Source organism: Acinetobacter sp. AG1 (assembly GCF_001005525.1).
GTDB classification, from domain to species: Bacteria; Pseudomonadota; Gammaproteobacteria; order Pseudomonadales; family Moraxellaceae; genus Acinetobacter; species Acinetobacter modestus.
Genome location: NZ_LBMZ01000101.1, coordinates 29,303 through 52,775, shown reverse-complemented (window position 1 = coordinate 52,775; position 23,473 = coordinate 29,303). Strand labels below are relative to the sequence as shown.

Annotated in this window: 24 protein-coding genes, 2 tRNA genes and 1 riboswitch; of the genes, 14 read left to right on the top strand and 12 right to left on the bottom strand. The window is 40.2% G+C overall.

Annotated features, from left to right (window positions below; genetic code table 11):
- Positions 1 to 55 precede the first annotated feature (55 nt).
- The 4 genes from AAV96_RS05965 to AAV96_RS05950 all read left to right on the top strand — a co-directional run bounded on the left by AAV96_RS05965 (position 56) and on the right by AAV96_RS05950 (position 3,029).
- The gene (locus tag AAV96_RS05965) at positions 56 to 700 is read left to right on the top strand and encodes an SAM-dependent methyltransferase (protein WP_046738657.1); all 645 of its coding nucleotides are present in this window, start codon (positions 56 to 58) and stop codon (positions 698 to 700) included.
- Entirely contained in the window at positions 693 to 1,883 is a 1,191-nt protein-coding gene (locus AAV96_RS05960) for a TIGR03862 family flavoprotein (RefSeq protein WP_005218519.1), read from the top strand. The genes AAV96_RS05965 and AAV96_RS05960 overlap by 8 nt, the downstream gene beginning before the upstream one ends.
- A gap of 78 nt (positions 1,884 to 1,961) precedes the next feature.
- Complete coding sequence (locus AAV96_RS05955; RefSeq protein WP_046738656.1) at positions 1,962 to 2,372, top strand: GFA family protein; 411 nt, start codon at positions 1,962 to 1,964, stop codon at positions 2,370 to 2,372.
- A gap of 18 nt (positions 2,373 to 2,390) precedes the next feature.
- Complete coding sequence (locus tag AAV96_RS05950) at positions 2,391 to 3,029, top strand: flavin reductase family protein (protein WP_046738655.1); 639 nt, start codon at positions 2,391 to 2,393, stop codon at positions 3,027 to 3,029.
- 14 nt (positions 3,030 to 3,043) lie between these two features.
- Here AAV96_RS05950 and AAV96_RS05945 read toward each other — a convergent pair whose 3' ends face one another.
- Entirely contained in the window at positions 3,044 to 3,376 is a 333-nt protein-coding gene (locus tag AAV96_RS05945) for a HopJ type III effector protein (RefSeq protein ID WP_004659167.1), read from the bottom strand.
- A gap of 127 nt (positions 3,377 to 3,503) precedes the next feature.
- Between AAV96_RS05945 and AAV96_RS05940 the strand changes: the two genes are divergently transcribed.
- The 3 genes from AAV96_RS05940 to AAV96_RS05925 all read left to right on the top strand — a co-directional run bounded on the left by AAV96_RS05940 (position 3,504) and on the right by AAV96_RS05925 (position 5,336).
- The gene (locus tag AAV96_RS05940; protein ID WP_046738654.1) at positions 3,504 to 4,355 is read left to right on the top strand and encodes a DUF2071 domain-containing protein; all 852 of its coding nucleotides are present in this window, start codon (positions 3,504 to 3,506) and stop codon (positions 4,353 to 4,355) included.
- A gap of 59 nt (positions 4,356 to 4,414) precedes the next feature.
- A riboswitch (Fluoride riboswitch) is annotated at positions 4,415 to 4,481 on the top strand.
- Between the two features lie 132 nt (positions 4,482 to 4,613).
- Positions 4,614 to 4,994: a fluoride efflux transporter CrcB gene (gene crcB, locus AAV96_RS05930; RefSeq protein ID WP_046738652.1), complete on the top strand. Its 381-nt coding sequence runs from the start codon at positions 4,614 to 4,616 to the stop codon at positions 4,992 to 4,994.
- 15 nt (positions 4,995 to 5,009) lie between these two features.
- Positions 5,010 to 5,336, top strand: coding sequence for a DUF190 domain-containing protein (locus AAV96_RS05925; protein ID WP_046738651.1), 327 nt, complete (start codon positions 5,010 to 5,012; stop codon positions 5,334 to 5,336).
- A gap of 100 nt (positions 5,337 to 5,436) precedes the next feature.
- Here AAV96_RS05925 and AAV96_RS05920 read toward each other — a convergent pair whose 3' ends face one another.
- The 4 genes from AAV96_RS05920 to AAV96_RS05905 form a co-directional block, all read right to left on the bottom strand.
- Positions 5,437 to 5,691, bottom strand: coding sequence for a type B 50S ribosomal protein L31 (locus AAV96_RS05920; protein WP_005218504.1), 255 nt, complete (start codon positions 5,689 to 5,691; stop codon positions 5,437 to 5,439).
- A gap of 136 nt (positions 5,692 to 5,827) precedes the next feature.
- A complete protein-coding gene (locus AAV96_RS05915) occupies positions 5,828 to 7,123 on the bottom strand; it encodes an ABC1 kinase family protein (protein WP_004659160.1) in 1,296 nt (431 codons plus the stop codon).
- Positions 7,124 to 7,410: 287 nt separating this feature from the next.
- A complete protein-coding gene (locus tag AAV96_RS05910; RefSeq protein WP_046738650.1) occupies positions 7,411 to 8,772 on the bottom strand; it encodes an MATE family efflux transporter in 1,362 nt (453 codons plus the stop codon).
- Positions 8,773 to 8,802: 30 nt separating this feature from the next.
- Positions 8,803 to 9,264, bottom strand: coding sequence for a DMT family transporter (locus AAV96_RS05905; RefSeq protein WP_004659157.1), 462 nt, complete (start codon positions 9,262 to 9,264; stop codon positions 8,803 to 8,805).
- A gap of 116 nt (positions 9,265 to 9,380) precedes the next feature.
- Here AAV96_RS05905 and hemW point away from each other — a divergent pair, with 116 nt between their 5' ends.
- Positions 9,381 to 10,535 (top strand): radical SAM family heme chaperone HemW, encoded by a 1,155-nt coding sequence (gene hemW, locus AAV96_RS05900; protein WP_046738649.1) that lies wholly within the window; start codon positions 9,381 to 9,383, stop codon positions 10,533 to 10,535.
- Between the two features lie 124 nt (positions 10,536 to 10,659).
- On the opposite strand, the gene AAV96_RS05895 is transcribed toward hemW, so the two are convergent.
- From AAV96_RS05895 to AAV96_RS05880, 4 genes are all read right to left on the bottom strand, one after another.
- Positions 10,660 to 10,735 (bottom strand) — tRNA-Lys (locus AAV96_RS05895).
- Between the two features lie 21 nt (positions 10,736 to 10,756).
- Positions 10,757 to 10,832: transfer RNA gene (locus AAV96_RS05890), tRNA-Lys, on the bottom strand.
- A gap of 120 nt (positions 10,833 to 10,952) precedes the next feature.
- Positions 10,953 to 12,794 carry a long-chain-acyl-CoA synthetase gene (locus tag AAV96_RS05885; RefSeq protein WP_004659155.1) on the bottom strand — a complete coding sequence of 614 codons (1,842 nt, stop codon included), beginning with the start codon at positions 12,792 to 12,794 and terminating at the stop codon, positions 10,953 to 10,955.
- 189 nt (positions 12,795 to 12,983) lie between these two features.
- Positions 12,984 to 16,358, bottom strand: a complete 3,375-nt coding sequence (locus AAV96_RS05880; RefSeq protein ID WP_046738648.1) for an Rne/Rng family ribonuclease — start codon at positions 16,356 to 16,358, stop codon at positions 12,984 to 12,986.
- A 380-nt stretch (positions 16,359 to 16,738) separates the two neighbouring features.
- Here AAV96_RS05880 and AAV96_RS05875 point away from each other — a divergent pair, with 380 nt between their 5' ends.
- The 5 genes from AAV96_RS05875 to AAV96_RS05855 all read left to right on the top strand — a co-directional run bounded on the left by AAV96_RS05875 (position 16,739) and on the right by AAV96_RS05855 (position 20,192).
- Positions 16,739 to 17,086, top strand: coding sequence for a hypothetical protein (locus tag AAV96_RS05875; RefSeq protein WP_004659153.1), 348 nt, complete (start codon positions 16,739 to 16,741; stop codon positions 17,084 to 17,086).
- A gap of 62 nt (positions 17,087 to 17,148) precedes the next feature.
- Positions 17,149 to 18,081, top strand: coding sequence for an RluA family pseudouridine synthase (locus tag AAV96_RS05870; RefSeq protein WP_046738647.1), 933 nt, complete (start codon positions 17,149 to 17,151; stop codon positions 18,079 to 18,081).
- On the top strand, positions 18,078 to 18,752 hold the full coding sequence (locus AAV96_RS05865; protein ID WP_046738646.1) for an HAD-IA family hydrolase: 675 nt from the start codon (positions 18,078 to 18,080) through the stop codon (positions 18,750 to 18,752). The genes AAV96_RS05870 and AAV96_RS05865 overlap by 4 nt, the downstream gene beginning before the upstream one ends.
- A 77-nt stretch (positions 18,753 to 18,829) precedes the next feature.
- Positions 18,830 to 19,528: a helix-turn-helix transcriptional regulator gene (locus AAV96_RS05860; RefSeq protein ID WP_046738645.1), complete on the top strand. Its 699-nt coding sequence runs from the start codon at positions 18,830 to 18,832 to the stop codon at positions 19,526 to 19,528.
- Between the two features lie 52 nt (positions 19,529 to 19,580).
- On the top strand, positions 19,581 to 20,192 hold the full coding sequence (locus AAV96_RS05855; protein ID WP_046738644.1) for a glutathione S-transferase family protein: 612 nt from the start codon (positions 19,581 to 19,583) through the stop codon (positions 20,190 to 20,192).
- A gap of 38 nt (positions 20,193 to 20,230) precedes the next feature.
- On the opposite strand, the gene AAV96_RS05850 is transcribed toward AAV96_RS05855, so the two are convergent.
- On the bottom strand, positions 20,231 to 21,139 hold the full coding sequence (locus tag AAV96_RS05850) for a LysR substrate-binding domain-containing protein (RefSeq protein ID WP_046738643.1): 909 nt from the start codon (positions 21,137 to 21,139) through the stop codon (positions 20,231 to 20,233).
- 383 nt (positions 21,140 to 21,522) lie between these two features.
- Here AAV96_RS05850 and AAV96_RS05845 point away from each other — a divergent pair, with 383 nt between their 5' ends.
- Positions 21,523 to 22,575, top strand: a complete 1,053-nt coding sequence (locus tag AAV96_RS05845) for an MBL fold metallo-hydrolase (protein ID WP_005218487.1) — start codon at positions 21,523 to 21,525, stop codon at positions 22,573 to 22,575.
- On the opposite strand, the gene AAV96_RS05840 is transcribed toward AAV96_RS05845, so the two are convergent.
- Together AAV96_RS05840 and AAV96_RS05835 are read right to left on the bottom strand one after the other, a co-directional pair.
- Entirely contained in the window at positions 22,562 to 22,969 is a 408-nt protein-coding gene (locus AAV96_RS05840; RefSeq protein WP_046738642.1) for a DoxX-like family protein, read from the bottom strand. The genes AAV96_RS05845 and AAV96_RS05840 overlap by 14 nt on opposite strands.
- On the bottom strand, positions 22,966 to 23,406 hold the full coding sequence (locus AAV96_RS05835) for a thiol-disulfide oxidoreductase DCC family protein (RefSeq protein ID WP_046738641.1): 441 nt from the start codon (positions 23,404 to 23,406) through the stop codon (positions 22,966 to 22,968). Before AAV96_RS05835 ends, AAV96_RS05840 begins: the two co-directional genes overlap by 4 nt.
- Positions 23,407 to 23,473 lie beyond the last annotated feature (67 nt).

Here is a 23,473-nt window from a genome sequence, read left to right as displayed (position 1 = left end):
AAAAGTAAAGTGAGTTGTTAGACTTATGCCGATTTCTAGATAGTTTGATGAGATTATGTCGATTCGTCAATTTCAAGCACAACGTATGCAAGCCCCTCGTGATTTCATTGCCATTCCTAGTACACCGATTTGTGTCGAAATTGGTGCTGGAAAAGGCAAACATGCCTTGTTGTTTACGGGGCAAAATCCGCAAACCACGTTGTATGCGATTGAACGAACCAAAGAAAAATTTCTGGCTATGCAAAAACAGCATCAACTAGAACCGCGTGAATATCTCAATCCGATTCACGCCGATGCTTTACCTTGGATTGTGCATGCCTTATATCCTGCACAGGTCGAACAATTTTTTATTCTCTATCCAAATCCAGAACCGCATAATCCTGCACAACGTTGGCTGAATATGCCATTCTTTGAGTTCCTACTTTCTCGTCTTCAGCCCAATGGCTCGATTACGCTCGCAAGCAATATTCCTGAATATATTGATGAAGCTGAACACCAGTTGATTGAGCTGTGGAAATTGCCATATGAAAAGCAGAAAATTGCAGTAGATTCTGCACGTACTCATTTTGAAATTAAGTACTTAGAACGTGGTGAGTTGTGCCAACAATTGATCATTCGAAAACCAAAAGGTTATACAACTCGTTTTGATGATTTTGCACCATTGCAAGGGCAGAATATTCAAGAGAACCTTGATGTCTAAACGCATTGCGATTATTGGTGCAGGTCCAGCGGGCTTGATGGCTGCTGAAGTGTTGAGTCAATACAACTATCAAATTGATGTGTTTGAACAAAAGCCTTCTGCAGCGCGCAAGTTTTTAATGGCGGGCAAAACAGGTTTAAATATCTCACATGCTGAGCCTGTAGACGTATTTATACAACGCTATGATCGTACAGATTGGTTGAGCCCTTGGGTGAAACAATGGGATGCTCAGTGGATTCAAAATTGGATGCAAGGTCTTGGGATCGGTTCCTATGTTGGCAGTTCAGGACGTGTCTTCCCTGTAGAAATGAAAGCAGCACCGTTACTTCGTGCTTGGTTAAAGCGATTGATGAATGATGGCGTAAAATTTCATTATCGTCATCGTTGTGTGGATTTATCCAACAATCAACTCACGATAGAGAATCAGACTCAGCAATTTAGTGCAACTTATGATGCGATTGTGTTGGCTTGTGGTGCGGTATCATGGTCACAACTCGGCAGTGATGGCGCTTGGCAGCAATGGCTTTCTGCCGATGAAATTGAACCATTTCAGGCTAGCAATGCTGGGGTACTGAAACAATGGTCGCCGTTTATGCAAGATTGTTTCGGTCAGCCACTCAAACGTGTTGATGCGTGGGTGAATACAGAAAGCAAAACGCATGGTGATATCATCATTACGCACTATGGTTTTGAAAGTGGAGTGATTTATAAACTGGGGCGTGATCTCAGAGCACAGCTTGCCCAACAGCAACTTCTAAAACTTCACCTAGATTTACTTCCAGATCTCAGTATTGAACAATTAGAAAAGAAGCTACAAGGCAATAAGAAGCAGTCACTTACTAACCTTTGGCGTAAAGCAGGGTTGGATCAGGTCAAAATTAATCTGCTTCGGGAGATCGTCGATAAAAGCTTATGGTCAGATGCCAAGCAAATGGTGCAGCAGATCAAGCATCTCAGTATTTCTTTAGATGGCTTCCGTCCAATCGAAGAGGCAATTAGCTGTGCGGGCGGGGTCAAGCAAGATGTTTTATCTTCACAACTGCAATTGAAATCTAATCCTTATGTGTTTTGCTGTGGCGAAATGCTGGACTGGGATGCACCAACAGGCGGATATTTGCTGACGGCTTGTTTTGCCACAGGGCGAGCAGCAGGGCAAGGCGTACAACATTTTTTAAGCAGATAAATACGCTGTTTTGTACTTTGTTTGATATGTGAATAGTGTTAGTTTTGAGTAGTCAATAAATATAGGATGCATGATGGTATGTCTGAACAAACGCCAGTATATCAAGGGAGTTGTTTATGTCAGGGCATCCGCTACGAAATTCAGGGTGAAATTGGTGAGATAGTCCAATGCCATTGTCAGCGTTGCCGTAAAGCTAACGGGACGGCTTATGCCACCAATGCACCGATTAGTAGTAGAGATTTTAAAATTGTACAAGGTGAGCACCTCGTTAAAAAATTTGCTGTTGCAGGTGTTTATCGCTGGTTTTGTGGTGAATGTGGTTCACCACTCATTAGCTCACGTGATGCGCAGCCAGAATTGTATCGTTTAAGAATTGGTACGTTAGATACACCTTTACAGCAAAAACCAAGCATGCATATTTTCGCGGCGTCAAAAGCAGAATGGGACTGCATTACAGATGATTTACCACAATATACCGAACGCCCGTAAGTAGGTAGTGTAAGCATCATGATTTTTGAAACCTCTGAGTTAGATGCCAATCAGATCTATCGTTTGTTGGTTGGGGGAATTACGCCTAGACCCATCGCATGGATCAGTACAATTTCTGCTAGTGGCGTAGCCAATATAGCCCCTTATTCATTCTTTAACGTTGCGAGTTGTAATCCTCCCATTCTTTGGTATTCACAAGTCAATCCAAGAAATGGGCAAGATAAAGATACTTTGAGAAATTTAATCGAGACGCAACAATGTGCGATTCATATTGTAAATTCACACCTACTTGAACAGATGAATTTATCTTGTGCTTTATTGCCCCCAGAGCAAAGTGAGTTTGATTTTGCTGAGATTGAGTCTGAACCGAGCCATGCGGTCGCAGCCTTGGCAGTAAAATATGCACCAGTGCGTTATGAATGCCAATTAAGAGAGGTGATTCAACTCAGTAGCTTAGCATCTGGAGGTACAGTCGTATTGCTAGATGTCAAATCGATTTATGTTGATGATCGGTTATGGGATGGGCAGATGATTGATCAACAGCAACTCGATAGTGTTGGGAAAATGGGTGGCGATTTTTATAGTTTAACAACAAATTTATCTAAACTGGTTAGACCCAACATTACAATAGAAAATGATGCTAAAAAAGGAGGTTAAAGACCTCCTTTATCTTATTTTGCAGTCAGTGCTTTACCTTCAAACTTCACGCCATCCCAACCATTTTGCATAAACTGACGGATATTTTGATGATCTGTTGCTTCAGGTGTCGCTAATACAGATGCATAATGTTCCGCAAATAAACTGAGCGTATCCGCTTGATTTAAGCCTTCGATTTGAGCAAAGCTGAGTACTTTTGCGCTGCCTTGGTTTTCGGTTTCAGCATTTGATTGTGCGCCATTTTGAAAGGCTGTTGGCGTATGTTGATAACGCGCTTCAATAAATGCCAATACGTCTGCAAACTTTGCTGAACCATCTTTAAGTTGTGCCAATAAGCTTTGAGCCATTTCAAAATTCCATGTTTGATGAAGTAATGCCCGCATCATAACATTTAAAATACAGCATCGCATTTGAACTGGACGTTGTAATCTTGGCAGTTTATGCTCAAAGCGAGCATCAATCTTTTGAATAATAATGAATAGACACCGTTTAAAGTGGTCCTCACCATGGTCTACATTGCGATTTTTCGCGCCGATATTAAGCTGTCGTTATGTCTTGCAACTCCGTCGTATGATGATGCGCATACTTCCTTTTATGCGTTTACAAAGTCAGGTTAGCAATGTGGTTTATTTGTCTTGGTTGGTGGATGTTGAGCAAGTTCGCCAGCGTTATCCAGATCCTGTTGTGTTATGGGAAAAGCAGGGCAAAACCATTTTTACTATTTTAACTTATCAGCACCAGCACTTTGGCTTTACTTTCCTTGGAAAACTACGCCAGTTAATGCCTTCACCTCGGCAAAGTAATTGGCGCTTTTATTTAGATGAATCAAAGCCCAAGACTGTAATCTTTGAACAGGTGATCGTTGATCAAGCTCTGTATGTGATCGGTGGTCGCCTCGCCAGTGATGTGATGCCTGCACAATATGCACCAAATTTTCAGCATCAACGAGATGAAAATGCGATTCATACTCATATTCGCATGGATGAAGATTATTCTTTTAGCAGTGATATACACATCACTATGCAGAAACGTTTACCTGAGGCTTGGCAAAGCTTATTTTCCTCATGGGAGGAGGCTGTTCAATTTTTGGTGGATCAAGATCATGCGTGGGCTGAATGGATTGACCAACCGACTCGGATGTCGCAAGGGGATATCAACATGCCTGTGCAATTTCAACAAATTCAGGCTGCTGAGATTGATAAATTACAGGCTCCTCAATTGTTGCAACAATTTGGTTTAGATGATGATGCCGCAGTTTTCACTTTTGTGATTCCTAAACTGGATTTTTATGTGGTGGGAGAAAAAGTATTGCCAGAATCTCAATAAATTGTGGATAACTTTGTGTTTATACACAGCAGTTGAGTTGTCTAAAAATTATGTTATTTTAGAGCAAAGGAGATGGCATTCCTCCTATTACAAACCGCCGTTTTGGCTAATGATGCCTACGTTACCCTGAACAGGGGGCGTAGGTTTGTGCGTGCTCTGTTCCCATTTTGGAGTTCGCAAATGAAAAATTTTCAGAAAATTAGCTATAAACTCATGACGAATATCATTTTAGCTCCAGCGCAGTGTGTGGAGTAAATCATGTACTATCCTTTACTATCAATCGCACTTGGCTCGGTATTAGGTGCATGGTTACGTTGGTTTTTGGGATTAAAGCTGAATCCTATTTTTCCCAATATTCCTTTAGGAACGGTCACGGTCAACTTTGTTGGTGGCTTTATTATTGGTTTTGCAATTTCCTATTTTTCTCAAAGCTCATTGAGTCCCAATTACAAACTGTTCGTGATCACGGGCTTTTGTGGTGCATTGACCACGTTCTCAACATTTTCGGCTGAGATTATTACCTTATTGCAAAGTGGTAAATTGGGTTATGCCTGTGCTGCGATTTTGATTCATGTGCTTGGATCATTGCTGTTTACCATCTTAGGTATGAGCCTGCATCAATGGTTTAGTGCTACATAGCCAAGGAGTGATGAAATGAATGGATTTTTAATTACTTTTTATACAACACAAAACCATAATGTTCAGGGGAAACCGATTAGTGAATGGTTGTTGGCAGTCGCAAGTCAAATGAATTTGCGTGGGGCGACAGTATTAGCGGGTTTGGAGGGTGTTGATCATCAGGGTTTATTTCATTCTGCTCGTTTCTTTGAATTAGCAGATCGACCTATACAAATTCAATTTGCAGTAAGCTCTGAACAGGCAGTCGAATTATTGAGTTATCTGAATAGTAAAGAGATTTCTTTATTCTATGTGAAAACACCGATTGAATTTGGCATGGTGGGTAAATCAACTGATCGCTAGGATCTATAAAATCTAGACATAAAAAAAGAAGTCTAAGCGGAGGAGATATAACCTTAGACTTCCAATATTAATAGCTTAATGAATGAAACTTAAAACAAGATTAACCTTTGCGATTAAAACGTGCAAAGCGTTTGTTAAAGCTGGCAACACGACCTTCATTACTTGCTTGGCGTACTTCACCTGTATAAAACGGATGCGATGCACTTGAAATATCCAGGGTAACGTATGGATAGACTTTCCCTTGATATTCTTTGCTTTGTTTGGTTTGTAGTGTGCTACCAATTAAAAAGTAGGCATCAGCATTAGTATCATGAAACAAGACTTGTTGATAAGCAGGATGGATATCTTTACGCATTTTAAATGACTCCTATTTTTAAGGTATGTTATAACATAACAATATATGGAGTCAATTCTAATGCTTTCAAGTGAGTGATCTATAAATTGTAGGTAAAATATTTCACCCCCTTTATTCAAAATAAAGGGGGTGGTTTTTAGTAATTTGGAACAAGCTCTTCAAATAAATCATTTAAGTTGTCGTGAACTTTAAGGTGAATCAAGTTCCAATAATGTCCTGAAATCGTACGATTGACCATGAGCGTATCTGGAGAAGGTTTAAATACATCCCAATATTTCAGCGATTTTTTAACAAGTCGCATTCCATCGTGATGCGATGAATTTTCGGCAAAGTCATAATGTGTACTTAACGGACGTAACAGGATTTCAATCCATTGTGTATACAATTCAGTTGGAAATTTCTGCTTTTCAGCAATGGAATGCAGTTCAACCAATAAATCCTCAACCTGAGCAATATCCTCTTGGCGAGCTGCATTGACCAATGCTTTAAAGTGTTGAATGATTTCAGGGGATAGCGTTTTGACGCTACCGTAATCATAAATAATCACACTGCCATCTTCACGGAAAGCGAAGTTGCCTGGATGTGGATCACAATGAAAACGCTTCAAGAAAAACATTTCTTGTCCTAAAGCGCGAATCAAACGACGACCGATTTGATTACGGGTTTCAACTGACCATGTACTTGCAGTTTCAATGGAATCACCTTGTTCAAGGCTTAGCGTCAGTACGCGGCGAGACGAATAATCCTTATATACGGTTGGTATGATGATTTGATCATCCAACTTCTCATGAAAAATTTTAAAAACCTCGAGGTTTTGTGCTTCGATTTCGTAGTTCAATTCAGCAGAAAGGCTGTCCTGAATTTCTTGAAATAGTTGATCTTGTAGCTTCTTATCAATCTTAAGTACGCCCATTAAGCGTAATGCGAGGCGGACTTGCTTTAAGTCACTTTCACAGGCTTGGTCAACCCCTGGATATTGTACTTTCACCACAACTGCTTGCCCATTTGGAAGTACCGCACGATGTACTTGACCAATCGAAGCTGCTGCAAATGGTTCGGTTTCAAAAGAGCTAAAAATTTGGTTTAAGGGTTTGCCTAACTCTTTTTCGACTTGCTGCTGGATCGCAGCAAAAGGCATGGCAGGGGCTTGGCGTTGTAATTTAGCAATTGCTTTCGCCACTTCGGGTGGAAAGATATCTTTATACTGTGAGGCAATTTGCCCGACTTTCATCACAGCACCTTTCATTTCACCCAATGTATCGGCAATCTGTAAGCCAATATCTTGAAATAGTTGGCTGCGTGCTGCGTTTTTTTGTTCTTCATCTGCGGTGAGATTACGAATGGAGTTGGCAACACTTTTACTGGCAATACTTGCGGTCATACCAGCCAGTTTTAAAAAACGTCTACTGGGAGAGCTTGCATGTTTTGCCATATTCGCTTGACCTCATTCGATTCAGTTTTAAAGTGATATCCTGATCATAGGCGACAAAACTTAAATTGCCTAGATGGAAATGTTAAGGGATGTAAGTAGATATTGAGATTGGATTAGATCTCACAAGGATGCATAGGATATATATTGGTTGGAATCTTTAGATGTAATCTAGCCCGATCTTTTAAGATTTAGCCAAAGTTTTATTAGATTGATCGCACATTTTGATCAAATTGAAAGATGACATCCTTGTCATCTTTCAATTAAAAAATTAAACCAGCATTAAGTTTTTATGAGTTGAGATTAACGTGTTGCGCTAATCGTTTATTGTTTAAATATAAACGACCAATCAAGAATACGCAGGCAATACTTAAACCGATAATCAATCCTAACCAAACACCTGCAACACCCCAAATCGTATAACGCGCCAGATATAAGCCTATTGGGAAAGCAATGACCCAGTATGCCATAAGAGTAATCCACATTGGTGCTTGCGTGTCTTGCATGCCACGTAGACAGCCTGCAGCGCTTACTTGCCATGCATCCATTAGCTGATACGCCATTGCGAACCACAAGAGATACATCGCGACAGGAATAACATTAATATCATTGGTATAGATTGCCACAATATAGGGGCGTGCTACAGCAATCAGTGTCATGGTCAAAGCAGCAAAAACGGTTGCACTAATCAACCCTACTTTTTGAACTTGGCGCATCGCATACCAATTTTTCTCTCCATAATAAGTACCCACACGAATCGTGAGTGCAATGGCGAGAGATAAGGGAATCATAAATAACTGTGAAGTGACTGAAATCGCAATCTGATGTGCTGCAATCGCATTTTCACCAAGTGGGCTGAGTACAATTGCCCCCGTACTAAAAATACTCACTTCAAAGAAAACAGCTAAGCCGATTGGAAGCCCAAGTTTAAGAATTCGTTTGACCCAAAATAAATCCGGTTTTTCCCATTTTGTGAAAATGGGCGCTTGTTTATAAGCCTTAGCTTTTGAAATATAAATCGCCAGTGTAATAAACATCAGCCACTGTAAGATTGCTGTTGCAAAGCCACAACCCGCACTCCCTAAAGCAGGGATAGGTCCCAAACCGTACATAAAAATAAAGTTCAGTGGAATCAGAACCAACAATGCAATTAAGCTAATCGCAGTCACAGGTCGTGGGTGCCCTAAGGCTTCAGAATAACTACGTAAAGCTGCGTACATCATCACCGCAGGCATACCAAAGCCAATCGCATGTAAAAACAGGCTTGCTTTGGGTAATAAACTTTCAGGTACTCCAAAGAGAGGTAAAAACATCGGCATACATTGCAAAATCAACATAGCAACGATGCCGAGGATGACCGCAACCCATAAGGATTGACGTGCAATAGTCGGAATTTTCTCTGGTGTTCTTGCACCGCGTGCTTCAGCGACTAAAGGTGTTGTTGCGATCATAATTCCTGCAAATAACAACATAATTGGAATCCATAAACCAACACCGACAGCAATTGCTGCCAAATCAGCAGCAGAAAGATGACCTGCCATGATGGTGTCAATAAGACCAAGCCCAGCCTGAGCAAATTGGGTGATCAAGATCGGAAACATTAAATGAAATAATTGCTTAAGTTCAAACCGCTTGGTTGTCGCGTGAGACACAAAAAATACTCTTATTGAATTGAGGGAGAATTAGCGTTGTAGAGTGAATATCACACCAATAAAAATGACAATACTGCCGACAAGACGTTGCCAATTGATAGGTGTTTTTTCTGTACCTAACCAGCCGAAATGGTCAAGTAACATTGAAATGGTCAATTGGCCGAAAATAACTAAGCCTGAAAAAGTTAAAAAACCTAGTTTGGGTGCAGTATAAATGCTCATGCTGATGGCATAAACCCCAAGACATCCACCCACCCACAGAAACCATGGGATTTGGGATAGTTCTCCAAGACTCGGTTTTGCTGTGCTTTGAAAATAAACCATACATGCAAGCACAATCGTCCCTACCAAAAAAGATAATAAGGCAGCTTGAAGAGGTGAGTGTAAATGTTCTCTAAGTTGTGAATTAATTGCAGTTTGAAATGCCATTGCAATACCGACACCTAATGCAAGAGGAAGAATAAATAGCAATTGGCTGGTGATTTTGATCATTTTATCAATCTAATTGTTCTTCGTTGTTTCAGTCTAACCGAATAGTGAAGTGATGATAATAAGCGGATTGATAGAGTCATGTTAAAATAAAAGGGTTCTGTTGTTGAGCTTCCATTTTGAGTCATTTAAATCCAGCAAATATTCCACTTTCACTTTATATCCATATGCCTTGGTGTGTGCGTAAGTGCCCTTATTGTGACTTCAATTCACATGCTGTTCCTGATGGGGAATTGTCTGTGGATTTAGAGCAACAATATCTTGAGGCACTGGTGGCTGATTTTGAGACTCAAATTGAAATGGCGCAAGGTCGGTCAATTCATAGCGTATTTATTGGTGGTGGAACGCCGTCTTTAATTTCAGCACAAGGCTATCAGTGGTTGTTTAGTCAATTAAAGGCGCGATTAGACTTTGAAGTAGATTGTGAAATCACATTGGAAGCTAATCCTGGAACGGTTGAACATGATCCATTTGCGGATTATCTTGCTGTTGGCATCAACCGTTTATCATTAGGCGTACAAAGTTTTGATCCTGAGCATTTACAGAGATTGGGTCGTATTCATACAGCGAATAATGCTTTAGATGCAATCCAACAAGCGCGTCAAGCAGGCTTTGAGCGCGTTAATGTTGACCTCATGCATGGTTTATCACAGCAAACGCAAGAACAGGCTTTAGAAGACCTTAGATTAGCTGTAGAACATGGTGCAACACATATTAGTTGGTATCAACTGACCATTGAGCCAAATACGGTGTTCTTTAGAACCCAACCCGTATTGCCACAAGATGAAGTTTTAGAACATATCCAAGAATTAGGTGAGGCTTATTTAAAAGCGAATGGTTATATCAATTACGAAGTCTCAGCATGGCGTAAAGAAAAACCCTCAGCACATAATTTGAATTATTGGAGGTTTGGTGATTATTTAGCGATCGGTGCAGGTGCACATGGCAAAGTGACTCGCTCAGAGGGTATTTATCGTTTTCAAAAGACGCGGCTGCCAAAAGATTATTTGGCTAAAGTACCTGCTGAACATGTGCAAATGAAACGTATCGAAGCAGATGAATTGCCATTTGAATTTATGATGAATGCCTTGCGTTTAAATGATGGGGTGGATGCGAAATTTTATACTCAACGCACAGGGCTTGATTTGCAAGATATCAATGAGACGCTGAATCAATTACGTGACAAAAAACTTTTGGTCGATGATGTAAATCGAATTGCTTGCACAGAGCGGGGGCATATCTTTTTAAATTCGGTGTTGGAAAGTTTTTTATAATTTAGGTGAAAGATTGCTTTGAGCAAGGATGCTTAAAGCAATCTAATGGTTGTTGTCATCTTTTAGAAAGATAATTCGCACAAAATAAAAAACCTCATCATTTACGATGAGGTTTTTTAGAATCTGGTGGGTCGTCCGCGACTCGAACGCGGGACCAACGGATTAAAAGTCCGCTGCTCTACCAACTGAGCTAACGACCCATAAGGGTTCAAAACATTAGATGGTGGGTCGTCCGCGACTCGAACGCGGGACCAACGGATTAAAAGTCCGCTGCTCTACCAACTGAGCTAACGACCCATCTCGTTTTGATGTTGCGTATTCTAGCAACTTATTCAGCTAACACAAGAGGAAATTTAAAAACATCTGCATGATTGTTTATAAAAAGCACGATTTCCTCTTGTTTAGCTAAAAAATAAACTAGAAACGGTACTGATAGCTTTGAATGTTATCAAAGATTTCAGTATTTACATCACTATAGCTGTTTGTACCTGGTAATAAAACCAATAAACGTTCAGATGTTTTGCTCGGATTAAATGAGTCTTCTTTCAGTTTATTTTTTTGGTATTTAAATGTTCCAGTGGTTTCTACTTTGGCTTGAATGCGTAAAAATACTGGAATTGCATATGATGGTAAGCATTTTTTAAATACATTCACCATAGCGCTTAGATCAGCTTCGTTAAGCTCTGCACCATCAACCAACGTTATTGCTGCCATACCTGCACGACCATTGGTATTTGGAATCTCTACCCCGTATACCACAGCTTCCGCGATCTTTTCATATTCGCAGACCATATTTTCAACTTCAGTTGTAGAAACGTTTTCACCTTTCCAACGGAAAGTATCGCCTAAACGGTCTACAAACTGCGCATGACGGAAGCCGATGTCACGAACCAAGTCTCCAGTATTGAAGTATGAGTCACCCTTGTTAAACACATCTTTTAAAATCACAGATTTGTTCTTCTCTGGGTCTGTATAGCCATCGAAGGGTGATCGGCTAGTGATCTTACCGACGAGTAAGCCGACTTCACCTGTTTTGACCTTTTTACAGTTGCCTTTCTTATCGCGAACTAACTCATTCTTTTCTTTGTCGAATTCAACGATTGCATATGGGGTAGGAGAGAAGCCAACTGTATTGTCAAAGTTAAAGATATTACTAAAACCAACATTGCCTTCACTTGATGCATAAAGTTCAAGTACTTCTTGCACGCCAAAACGTTCTTTGAACTTACCCCAAATGTTTGGACGCATACCGTTACCAATCATTTTGGTAACACGATGAGCACGATCCTGTTCAGTTGCAGGCGCATCGATGAGGTAACGGCAAAGCTCACCGACATAACCAATCGCTGAAGCATTAAACTTCTGAACATCTTTCCAGAATGCGCTAGTTGAATATTTACGACGTACTGCAAGCGTTGCGCTACCTGCAATTACACCACACCAGCACACCACAACTCCCGTTGCATGGTAAAGCGGTAAGGTAACGTACATCACATCATCTTTACCGAGGTTAAGGATATGTCCATACGTACCGTAAGCTAGAGTCCAACGGCTGTGTGTGAAAATAACAGCTTTTGGTAGGCCAGTTGTACCAGAGGTATAGATATAAAATAAACCATCTTTACCCGTTACTGTACGCGTTGTAGATGGATTAAATTTTGGAAATTGATCAATTTGTTGTGCCAGATTGACATAACCCTTAGGTGCAATGCCTGCATTTTTTCGTGTTTCTAGATCAGCAAACCAGTGGAAACGATCTTGTGGCACTTTTAATTCTGGGCGAGCTTCATCAATCGCAGCACGGACTTCTTCACCTGCAATCACTGCAATTGGATTAACCAAATTAATGCTATGAGCAAGGACCTTACCGACTTGTGATGTGTTTACGAGTGCGATCGTGACACCAATTTTAGCTAAAGCAACAATCGTAGCAATCAGTTCAGGACGGTTTTCAACCATCACTGCAATTACATCACCCTTTTTAGCACCAAGCGATAAATAGTAATGCGCAATTTGGTTAGCCCATTCATTTAGTGCTTGGTAGCTGTAACTTTGATCTTCAAATAACAGTGCGATGCCTTGAGGGTTACGCTTGACTGCTTTTTCAAAGGCAATGCCTAAACCAGCAGGTGAAGTTGGCGTTCGTATATATGCTTGTTTAAGTCCATTGAGGATATGAGGTACTTTGGTGATGAAGTTTGGAAGTCTAGTAGCAACATCACTAAGGGTAATAATATCGGTCTGCGTAGTTTGGCTCATATCAATCCTGTTTATTTTTCGATCAGTCCAAAAATGGCTATCTGTTAGAACACAACCATTAACATCATTGTTGTTGATGCTGTTTTTACTGGTAAGTTCCTAGAGCAATCAACCTAATCTGACAAAATAACAAAAAAGCCTAGTCATCGAAATGACTAGGCTTTGCCTTATTGAGTGCAATTTAGCAAATTATTCATTGCCTGTTGTGCTCTTTTTAGGTGGTCTTCCACGAGGGCGACGAGGGCGGCTAGATTTTTCCTTTTCTGCCTTCGCTGCTTCATCCTCTAGTTCTGCTTCAGTTGGCTCAGCTTTTTCAACAGCTTGAACAGTTTCAGTCGTTTCAGAAACCACTTCAGCTACGATTTCAGCTTCAGCTGTTTCAGTCGATGTTACTGGCTCAGAAGCTTCAACTGGTGCAGCTTCTGCTGGCGTAACATCAGTACTGTCTAGTTCTAGTGGTTGTTGCGCTGGAGTGGTGGCTGTGGCTACTGTTTCATCTGCAACAATATTAACGACTGGTTCTGGCACTTCTTCTTTCGATTCAGTGCTTTCAACAGGTGCAGCAGTCGTATTTGCAGCGATATGAGCTTCCTTAGCTTGTTCAGCGGCAAGTTTAGCCAAGCGACGACGTTCGCGTGGATCATTTGCAACACGAGTAGCAGGTGCTTCTGGTGGAGTTAGTGCCAATACAGGTGCAGGTTCAACTTCTTCAGTTTGCTTTTGAGTTGGAAGTTCAGCATCACGGGTTACGGGACGTTTTTCTTCAGCAACAGCTTCAACCACTAAAGTGTTTGCATATTGCTCAGCAAACTTCTGTAATGCACGATTAAATGTTGTCACTAAGCCGAATTGCTCAATCAAAATAGTACAGTCTTCACCATATACATGACGAATCAGACTACTCATCGTGTACTGAGCTAACGTTGGAATTTGTGACGGTACAACTTTAGGCACAATGGCTTTAGGCGATGATTGTGAATCACGATGACGACGACGTGAACGTGGATCATTGCTAGCACGTTTTACGGGTGCTGGAGCGGCTTCAGTTGATGTCACTTCTTCAACTTCTGTAGCCACTTGTTCTGTTTGAACAGGTTCAATGACTTCAGTTTGTTCTACAGCAACAGGTGCTGTTTCAGTTTTTGTAACTGGATTAGCCTGTTGTTGATTTAATGCAACAATTTCACTCTGACCTTGATCAATATTTACGATCAATGCTGTGTTCATTGGTTCTGCACGAGGTGCATCAATCACATCAACTTTAATTTGTTGAGGATTCGCTACAGTTTCAGGTGTAGCGACAGCAGTTTCATTTAAAACACTTTGGTCACGATGACGGTTTGGTCGATTTGGACGCTGTTGGTTATTGCGATCACGACGTGGCAACGCGTTTGTATCATTACCATGTCCAGCATCTTGATGCTGCTGTTGGTTTTGATGTTCTTGTGGTTGCTGACGTTTTTGCTGACGCTTTAACTCACGTTGTTCTTGACGTGATGGTTGCTCTTGACGAGAAGAAACTTGAACATTTTCTTCCTGCACTTGATTTTGTTGTTCATGTGCATGTGAATGATGTTCACGTTGTTCTTTATGTTTACGTTTCTTCGGATTTTGCGATTGATTTGGGCGATGAGCTTTTTCATCTTTCTCAAATGTTTCGCGTGCTTCTTGTTTCACTGGTGATTGTGAAATGTAAGCATTATTTACGGCTGGTACTGCAGTTTCAGTGATAGCAGCAGGTGTATTCATTTGACCAAACTGACCACGGCTGACTGCACCGTTATTAATCATTTGTTCAATTGCTGCGGCAGCATTTTGTGCAGAACGTGATTGATCAGTCGTTTGTGCTTGCTTTTGAACGAATAAGTTCTCTAACCATGCGCAAGGGCTTGCTGACTTTTGTGCAACAGCTTGTTGTGCTTGCTTAGGTTGAGCAGCTTGTTGTTGAGTTGCTTTCTTTTGCTGTGCAGCTGCATTATTTTGTGCAGGTGCTGCATGGTGATGCTCTGCTTCTTCTAAATGCCATTCAGAAGACTCATACCCCAATTCTTTTTCACTTGAACGGGTTGCTTCAGTACGTTCATAACTCGATGGAGCAAAGCCATCAGGATTGTACTGGATTTGATAATGTGGGGTTTCTAAGTGCGGGTGAGGCAATATGGTCACACGAACATTTGATGTTTGCTCAAGATATACCAGACTGTGGCGCTTTTCATTTAATAAGAATGCTGCGATTTCAACTGGAACTTCAACTTGAACTTCACCTTGACGCTCGCGTAAAGCAATTTCTTCGACCTTGCGCATAATCGAAAGTGAGAGTGAACGTAAGTCACGTACCATACCTGTGCCATGACAGCGTGGGCAAACGTAGCCAGTCGCTTCTTCTAAAGAAGGGCGTAAACGTTGACGGCTCATTTCCATGAGGCCAAAACGTGACAGTTGACCGAATTGAATACGCGCACGATCGCTTTGCGTTGCTTCACGTAATTTCGCTTCGACCATACGTTGGTTACGGTCTTTGGTCATGTCGATAAAATCGATCACGACTAAACCACCAATATCGCGTAAACGAAGTTGACGTGCGATTTCTTCAGCTGCTTCCAAGTTGGTGTTTAACGCAGTTTCTTCAACATCATGACCACGTGTTGATTTCGCCGAGTTAATATCGATTGAAACTAAAGCTTCAGTTTGGTCAATCACGATTGAACCACCAGACGGAAGTTTAACTTCACGTTCATAAGCGGTTTGGATTTGGCTTTCAATACCGAAATGAGCAAATAAAGGCTCATTCAAGGTATAAGTTTTTAACTTATCAAGTTGGCGTGGCATGACTGCTTTTACGAAGTTATAGGCTTCGTTATAGGCTTGTTCACTATCAATCAGGATTTCTGCAACATCATCACGTAAGTAATCACGGATCGCGCGTGTCACTACACCTGCTTCTTGGTGAACTAACATTGGTGATGGGCCAGAACCTGCTGAACCTTGGATTTGAGCCCAAAGGTCAAGTAAATGTTGCAAATCAAGTTGCAATTCTTCTTGTGTACGACCAATACCCGCAGTACGAACAATGACGCTCATGCCACGAGGTACATTTAAAGAAGATAGAATTTCTTTGAGTTCTTCGCGCACAGAACCTGAAATCTGACGGCTAATACCGCCACCTTTCGGGTTGTTTGGCATAAGTACTAAATAACGGCCTGCAAGAGAAATAAAAGTAGAAAGCGCAGCACCTTTGTTGCCACGCTCTTCTTTTTCAACTTGAACCAATAATTCTGTGCCTTCAGTGATGAGTTCACGAATATTTGAAGTTTGACGAGGATCCGCTTTGAAATACGAGTTTGCAATTTCTCGCATAGATAAAAAGCCTTGACGCTGTGCGCCGTACTCAACGAAAACTGCTTCTAAAGAAGGTTCAACGCGAGTGACATGACCTTTATAAATATTTGATTTTTTTTGTTCACGAGTACGATTTTCTAAATCGAAATCGTAAAGACGATTACCAGTAATCAGTGCAACGCGAACTTCTTCGGCGTGGGTTGCATTAATCAACATACGTTTCATGGGTGTGACACCTAATAGTGATGCACACAAACAACCAGCCCGATACTTTTGAGCAAACATCAAATTGGCGCGATCAAGATTCAGAAGCAGCTTTGTACATGATGCTCTGAAACCACTGACTGTAAATATTCAGTTTGTGCTTTGATACGTTTATTTCGATGTCAGCAATAGTGCCTTAATCTTCAGCCTAATGATATTTCATCCATGTTTTGCATCTGTGAAATATCGTTAGACCCAGCATAATCAAAGTTCCTAGACGCTTCACTGGCGGGTGAGCGGTGCATTGGATGGTGACTTTCACTGTCATTAAGCATTGAAGTCGATCCATCTGGAAGTCTCGTGATACGGAATGATCATCGTATCTCTGCTTAGCAGTTCCAATGCATCAACGCTTTAGCCTGAATGCGACATCAGGGAGCAAATTGTCTGATGTGGATCAGTTTACGTTTAATAACCAACAAATTTGTTGGCAACATATTTTTTCTGAACAAACTGTATGTGCTGATGCACAATTAAACGCAACAGTTTGCCATTTTGCCGATATAATAAGCCTTCGGCGTCGGCATAATTCTTTAGGACCTATCCGAGTTATTGGTGAATATCTCGTCGATTTAAAATTTTATCTAAATAAAATTTCTGATCTGATGCTCACTTACGGTGGTATCCGTGCGCTGAATATATCAAACCTTGCGGCATCTGCCTATGGGCTAAGTTTAGGTTTCTTGTGAAATAACTTAGCTAAATGATCAATTTTTAATCATATTTAGCAAATCTTGGATTAATCGAGCGTATGAATTCTACACAACAATGGCAAAGTGTCACTTGGTTTGACGTGGATGAGCATCAAGACGGGCAGCGAATAGATAATTTTTTATTTACCCGATTAAAAGGTGTTCCGAAAAGTCGAATCTACCGTTTGATTCGTGAAGGACAAGTACGTGTAAACAAAAAAAGAATAAAAGCAGAAACACGTTTGAATATTGGCGATCAGATTCGTGTCGCACCAATTCGTTATGAACAAAAGGATGAAAGCGCGGCACCAGTGAGTGATGGCGTGGCGCAAAGCCTGCTTAGTCGTGTGGTTTACGAAGATGAAGGCTTATTAGTGGTGAATAAACCGTCTGGGATTGCCGTCCATGGCGGCAGTGGTGTGGCGTATGGTTTAATCGAAGCCTTGCGTGCCGCGACAGGTAAAAAATACTTGGAACTGATCCATCGTATTGACCGAGATACTTCGGGCTTGGTGATGATCAGTAAGAAACGTAGTACCTTAAAACTGCTTCAGGATTTACTACGCGAGCATAAAATTCAAAAAACGTATGCGGCGATTGTCAAAGGACAAGTCAGTTTGGATCAGCAATTGATTGATGCACCCTTATTACGTTATGAACTAGCGAATGGCGAACGTCGTGTTCGTGTGACTAAAGACGGTAAGCCGAGTAAGACTGACTGGAAAGTGGTTGAACGTTTTAAGACAGCGACTTTGGTGTATGCATCACCGCTTTCGGGACGTACCCATCAAATCCGTGTACATGGTTTAAGTATTGGCCATCCTTTAGTTGGGGATGATAAATATGGACATAACACAGACTATAAAGGCCCTGAAGCACGTCGTTTATGCCTACATGCCATGCGTTTAGACATTCCAAACTATCCAAGCATTGAAGCACCAATGCCAGAAGATATGCAACAAGTGATCAATGAATTGAGAAAACAGAAATGAGTCAAAATATCGAACTGGTGATTTTTGACTGGGATGGCACTTTATTCGATTCGGTTGGGCAAATCGTAGCTAGTCTGCAATATGCAGCACAGCAATTTGAACAACCTTTAACGGATGATGCCGCAAAAAGTATCATTGGCTTAGGTTTGCCTGAGGTCATGCAAATCTTATTTCCGCAGGTTCCAGATTTACAGCAAGATATTTTGCAATGTTATGCAGATCATTATGTTGAAAATTCAAAAGGCGATGCATGGTTTAATGGTGTGGCAGAGTTGTTGGCTGACTTAAAACAACAAGGGATCAAGCTTGCAGTTGCGACGGGTAAAAGTCGTAAAGGTTTAGATCGTGTATTAAGTCAAACCAATAGTCATCAGATTTTTGATATTACCCGTGCAGCCAGTGAAACCAAGTCTAAACCTGATCCATTGATGTTGCAGGAGATTCTTGCTGAGTTGGGTGTAGCAGTTGAATGCGCCATTATGGTGGGGGATACCAGTTACGATTTAGGAATGGCAGAAAATCTGAATATGCCACGTATTGGCGTAAGCTATGGGGTGCATAGTATTGAAACTTTGCAACAATACCAGCCTTTAACGATTGCTCATAATGTGCAGGATTTACATGTTTATTTGCAAAGTATATTAGAACGCGCAGCGATTACTGAAAGTTAAGCGATTCACATTATTTGCAAAGATAAGATGGTGAGAAAGCTGATTTTCTCATCATCAATAATAACAATAGGGATAGCATGAGTCGTTCTATTCGATTACTGAATTTATTACAACTACTTCGACAATATCGTTATCCAGTCACTGCACAAGTTTTGGCTGAGCGTTTGCAGATTAGTCAGCGTAGTGTTTATCGTGATATAGACACTTTGCGTGAACAAGGCGTTCAAATTGATGCAGCAGCAGGATTGGGGTTTCAGCTTAAAGAAGATTTTTTGCTTCCTCCAATGACCTTGAATGAAAATGAAATTGAAGCCATGTTTTTAGCCCTATATTGGCTCAAAAGTATTCCTGACCAAGCTTTGAATGAAGCATCAATTTCAGTGTTAGCAAAATTAAATGCGGTATTACCTGAACATCGACAAAGTTTATTACAGCAAACCACATTAAGAGCATTTAACGTGTGGTTACCTGTCAATCAAATATTGGTTGAGCAAGTCAGAGTATCGATTCGATCTCAAGTTAAAATTTTCTTTGATTATGTTGATGAACAGCAACGTATCAGTGCGAGAACCGTTTGGCCGTTTGCACTTGGGTATTTTAATGACAAGATTGTGCTCGCTGCTTGGTGTGAATTACGTAATGATTTCCGAAATTTTCGACTTGATCGTATGCAAAATCTAAGTTTAAGCCAAGAACTCTATCCACAATTCAAACAACAACTTTTTCAACAATGGTGGACTCAGGAAGTATGCCGTTCGACTACTGACAAAAACTGACAATGTGAACGATTAAGTTTTAATAACACCAATAAACAAGGAAATATGAAAAATGGCACTTCAATTTTATACAAATACTCAGTCGCGCGGTATGGTTGTTGATTGGTTGCTCATTGAACTGGGGGTTGCCTGTGAGCGAATAGAAGTAGCTTACCAGACAGAAATGAAGGCACCAGAATATTTAAAAATAAACCCTTTTGGAAAAGTTCCTGTTCTAGTCGATGGCGATATAGTGATTTATGAGCTTGGAGCCGTGTGTGCATATTTGACAGATAAGTTCGCAGATAAGGGCTTAGCACCAGCACTCAATGACCCTAAGCGAGGGTTGTACTATCGTTGGCTTATGTTTATTTCTGGACCTTGGGAAGCAGCATCGACCAACAAAATGTTGGGTGTAGAGATAAAATCTGATCAGAAAATGTTTGTTGGCTATGGTGATTATGAAGAAGCTTATCATGCCTTTATTCATGGCTTAAATGAGGCTGATCCATATTTATGCGGGCAACAATTTACCACAGCAGATGTGATGGTTGCAGCAATGTTATTTTGGCAGTTGAAAATTGGTCAAATACAAACTCATCCCGTAATAGAACAATATTTAGAAAATGTAAAACAGCGTGAAAGTTATCAAAAATTTGTAGCATTTTTTAGTGAACCAGCCTAAGTAGACAAACTAAAAGCCGATTTAAATCGGCTTTTTTCTTAGCTTGCATAAAGTGCTAACTGTTCTAGTTCGAAAACTTGTCTAATTTCTTCCAAAAATTCTTCCGCTGCTTGGCTTGGTGAAGTGCGATGGAAACTCATAAATACATCGAGACTCGGCAGAGGGTGGTTTAATGGGCGAACAGCGATTTGATCCGTCGCAAGTGCTTGCATATAAGAAGGTAAAATCGCGCAACTCAAACCACTATGTACTGCTTGAATACATTCAGCGATCGTGTTGGTTTCATGGAGCGATTTAAATTTAATTTGATGCTGATCTCTGTATTTCAGAATCGTTTGAGCCAGTGGTTGAGAAAGTTTATGTGATAGGATGGTCAGTTCCAATCCATTCAGTTGCTCAATATTTAACGCATTAAACTCCACTAAAGGATGCTGTTTGGGCAAGATAAAAATTAACGGTTCTTTCAAAACCAATTGACTGGCAAAATATTCATTTTGAAAGTCTTGATTAATAAAAATAATGTCTAAATCACCTTTTTTTAATTCTGCGATTTGATCACTTTCTTTTAAGTTTAATGTATTGATTTGCAGTTTAGGTGTTTTGAAACGTAACCTAGGGAAAATATAGGGAAAAATTCTAATTTCAGCAGAAGGTACAAATCCGATTCTAAGGCATTGTACTTTTGCTGCCGCAACTTGTCGCGCCATAGTAATGGCTTTGTCCGCTTGGTTTAAGGTTAAACGTGCTTGTTCTAAAAAAACCAGACCTTCCTCAGTCAATTCAACTTTACGTTTGGTGCGATAAAATAATTGAACACCAATATCATCCTCTAAATCTTTGATTTGTTGGCTTAAAGAGGGCTGAGCTGTATGCAATTTTACCGCAGCCTTACTGAAGCTTAATTCCTCGGCAACAGTAATAAAGTAACGTAAATGGCGTAATTCCATTAGACTGATCCAAATATGTCTTACTATTATTGTAAAGTATGAGTGTTAGAAAGTACTTCTCGATGTCCATTATATAATAGCTGTTTTTGTAAACAATATACTTTCTCTTAAAATATAAAAAATGTATTAGAGAAATAAAAAAACTATATAAGCTAAATAGTGGAAAAGTTTGATATGTACCCTAAAATTGTATTGACTCGACTGGATAAAATCAGCATAACTAACAAGCTTATGTTAGGATCAAGTTCGATTATTTAGAGACAGTTAAACCCTCTAAAAAAATCATACAATTAGATCGATTTTAAAAGTTAGAGTAAAGGACTGCTCATTATCCCAATTCTATCGGAATTTTGTGCGATTCAATTCCAGCAAAGAAGAAGTACATGAAAGATAAGCCGACATTAACCTATCAATTGCCGACCCAATCTTGCTTGAGCCATACTTGGGGGAAACCTCCATTTCCACATGAGCCTTCTGATCATTGTGGTATTGATCGTTTTTATAATTTAGAAAAACCGCTTACACCGTTTGACCGTAAAGGTTTATTTAAATGGCTAGCGACACGAAAATCTTATACTTGGAATGTTGATCGCGCACATGAGGCTAATTTGCGTAATCAAATGCTTGAGTTACCACAAAATAGACCACACGCAGATTTAAATAATTGGCAGATTTGGTTTGTAGGACATGCAACGGTTCTGATCCAAATAGGCCCTTACAACTTCTTAACCGATCCTGTTTGGTGTGACTATGTTAGCCCAAAGCAAGGTCAAGGCCCGCAACGAGTTTGCCCAGCAGGGATTGCTCTAGAAAAGCTTCCAACGATTCATGCAGTACTATTAAGCCATAATCATTATGACCATATGGACTTGGCAACGTTGGAGTGGCTGCATCAGAAATTTAAAATGCCGATTTATACGGGTTTAGGTAATGGTTACTACTTAGCAAAACATTTACATGTGATTGAAATGGATTGGTGGCAAGAGATTCCTTTTCATGACGAAATCAAGATAGCCTATACCCCAGCACAACATGCTTCTGGACGTGGGGCACGGGATCAAAATAGAGCTTTGTGGGGTGGTTTTTCGCTTCTAGCAAAGACAGGACATTGTTTCTTTGCGGGTGATACAGGTTACGCAGGGCACTTCAAACAAATTCATGAGCGATATGGTGATGCACGTATTGCATTATTACCCATAGGCGCTTATGAGCCACGAAAGTTAATGCGATATGTGCATATGAATCCACAAGATGCTTTTCACGCTCATTTAGATTTGCATGCGCATCGTTCATTGGCCATTCATTTTCGTACTTTCCAGCTTACTGATGAAGACCGCAATGCTCCTGAACATGAGTTACAACAAGCAATGAAATCTTCATCTAAATTAGTCAATCCATTTTATTGTATTCGTGAAGGACATTTCATTCGGGCTTAGTGTGAGTCTTTGCGTTGAGACACCAGATTGAAATCAGGGAAAGACTCCCTAATGCAATATTCATCACGACGGGATTAAATGCTTGGTAAATTTGATTTGGGTAAATGAATAGAATAAAAATAAATAACCCAACTAAACTCAAAATGCTGAGCCAGTGCAAATATTGATGTTTTATAAAGAGAAAGAGAATACCAAAAATGACCTCGCCAATCCCTGAAAGCGAGACTAACCATGGTATATACACATCAGGAATATGTAATTGTTGCCAAACGTATTGTTCACCCTCTACCTGAAAAATTAATTTAGGAATTAAACCTTGATAAATCCAAAGAAAGGCAATAATTAGCTGACAGAATTTTAAAATCTGTGCAATTGTAAGTTCAGCATTTCTCATCTTAAAACATCATCCAATAAGAAATGCTGTTTATCACTCGCTTGAATCACATAACAATCTTCAGTTTTACCAAAAAGTTGATAACGATTAAGGGCAATACGTCGATAAGTAAAGTCACGTACAAATTTTGGAACAAACTTGCCAAATCGTAATGTGTTGTAAGGAAAATCAAGGGATTCCATCACGCGTAAGAAAGCCGTTGATTCAGTGAATAATTGTCCCTTCTCAAGTAAGAGCATGGTTTCAAAATGGTCAGTTGGGAAATGATACTTTTTTAAGATTTGTTGCCCCAAATCTGATTGGACAGAAACGAGTTTGAATTGATAACGTGGATCATGCTTGATCATAAAATTTGCCCATGCTGAGCAAAGAACACATTTAGCATCAAATAAGATTAGGTTATAACTTTGGATGAGTTGATCTAATTGTTTTGACATGATTATTTTTCTATAAGAGATTGACTAAATTGTTACCTAAGTTCATAAAAAAAGCCATCCGCAGATG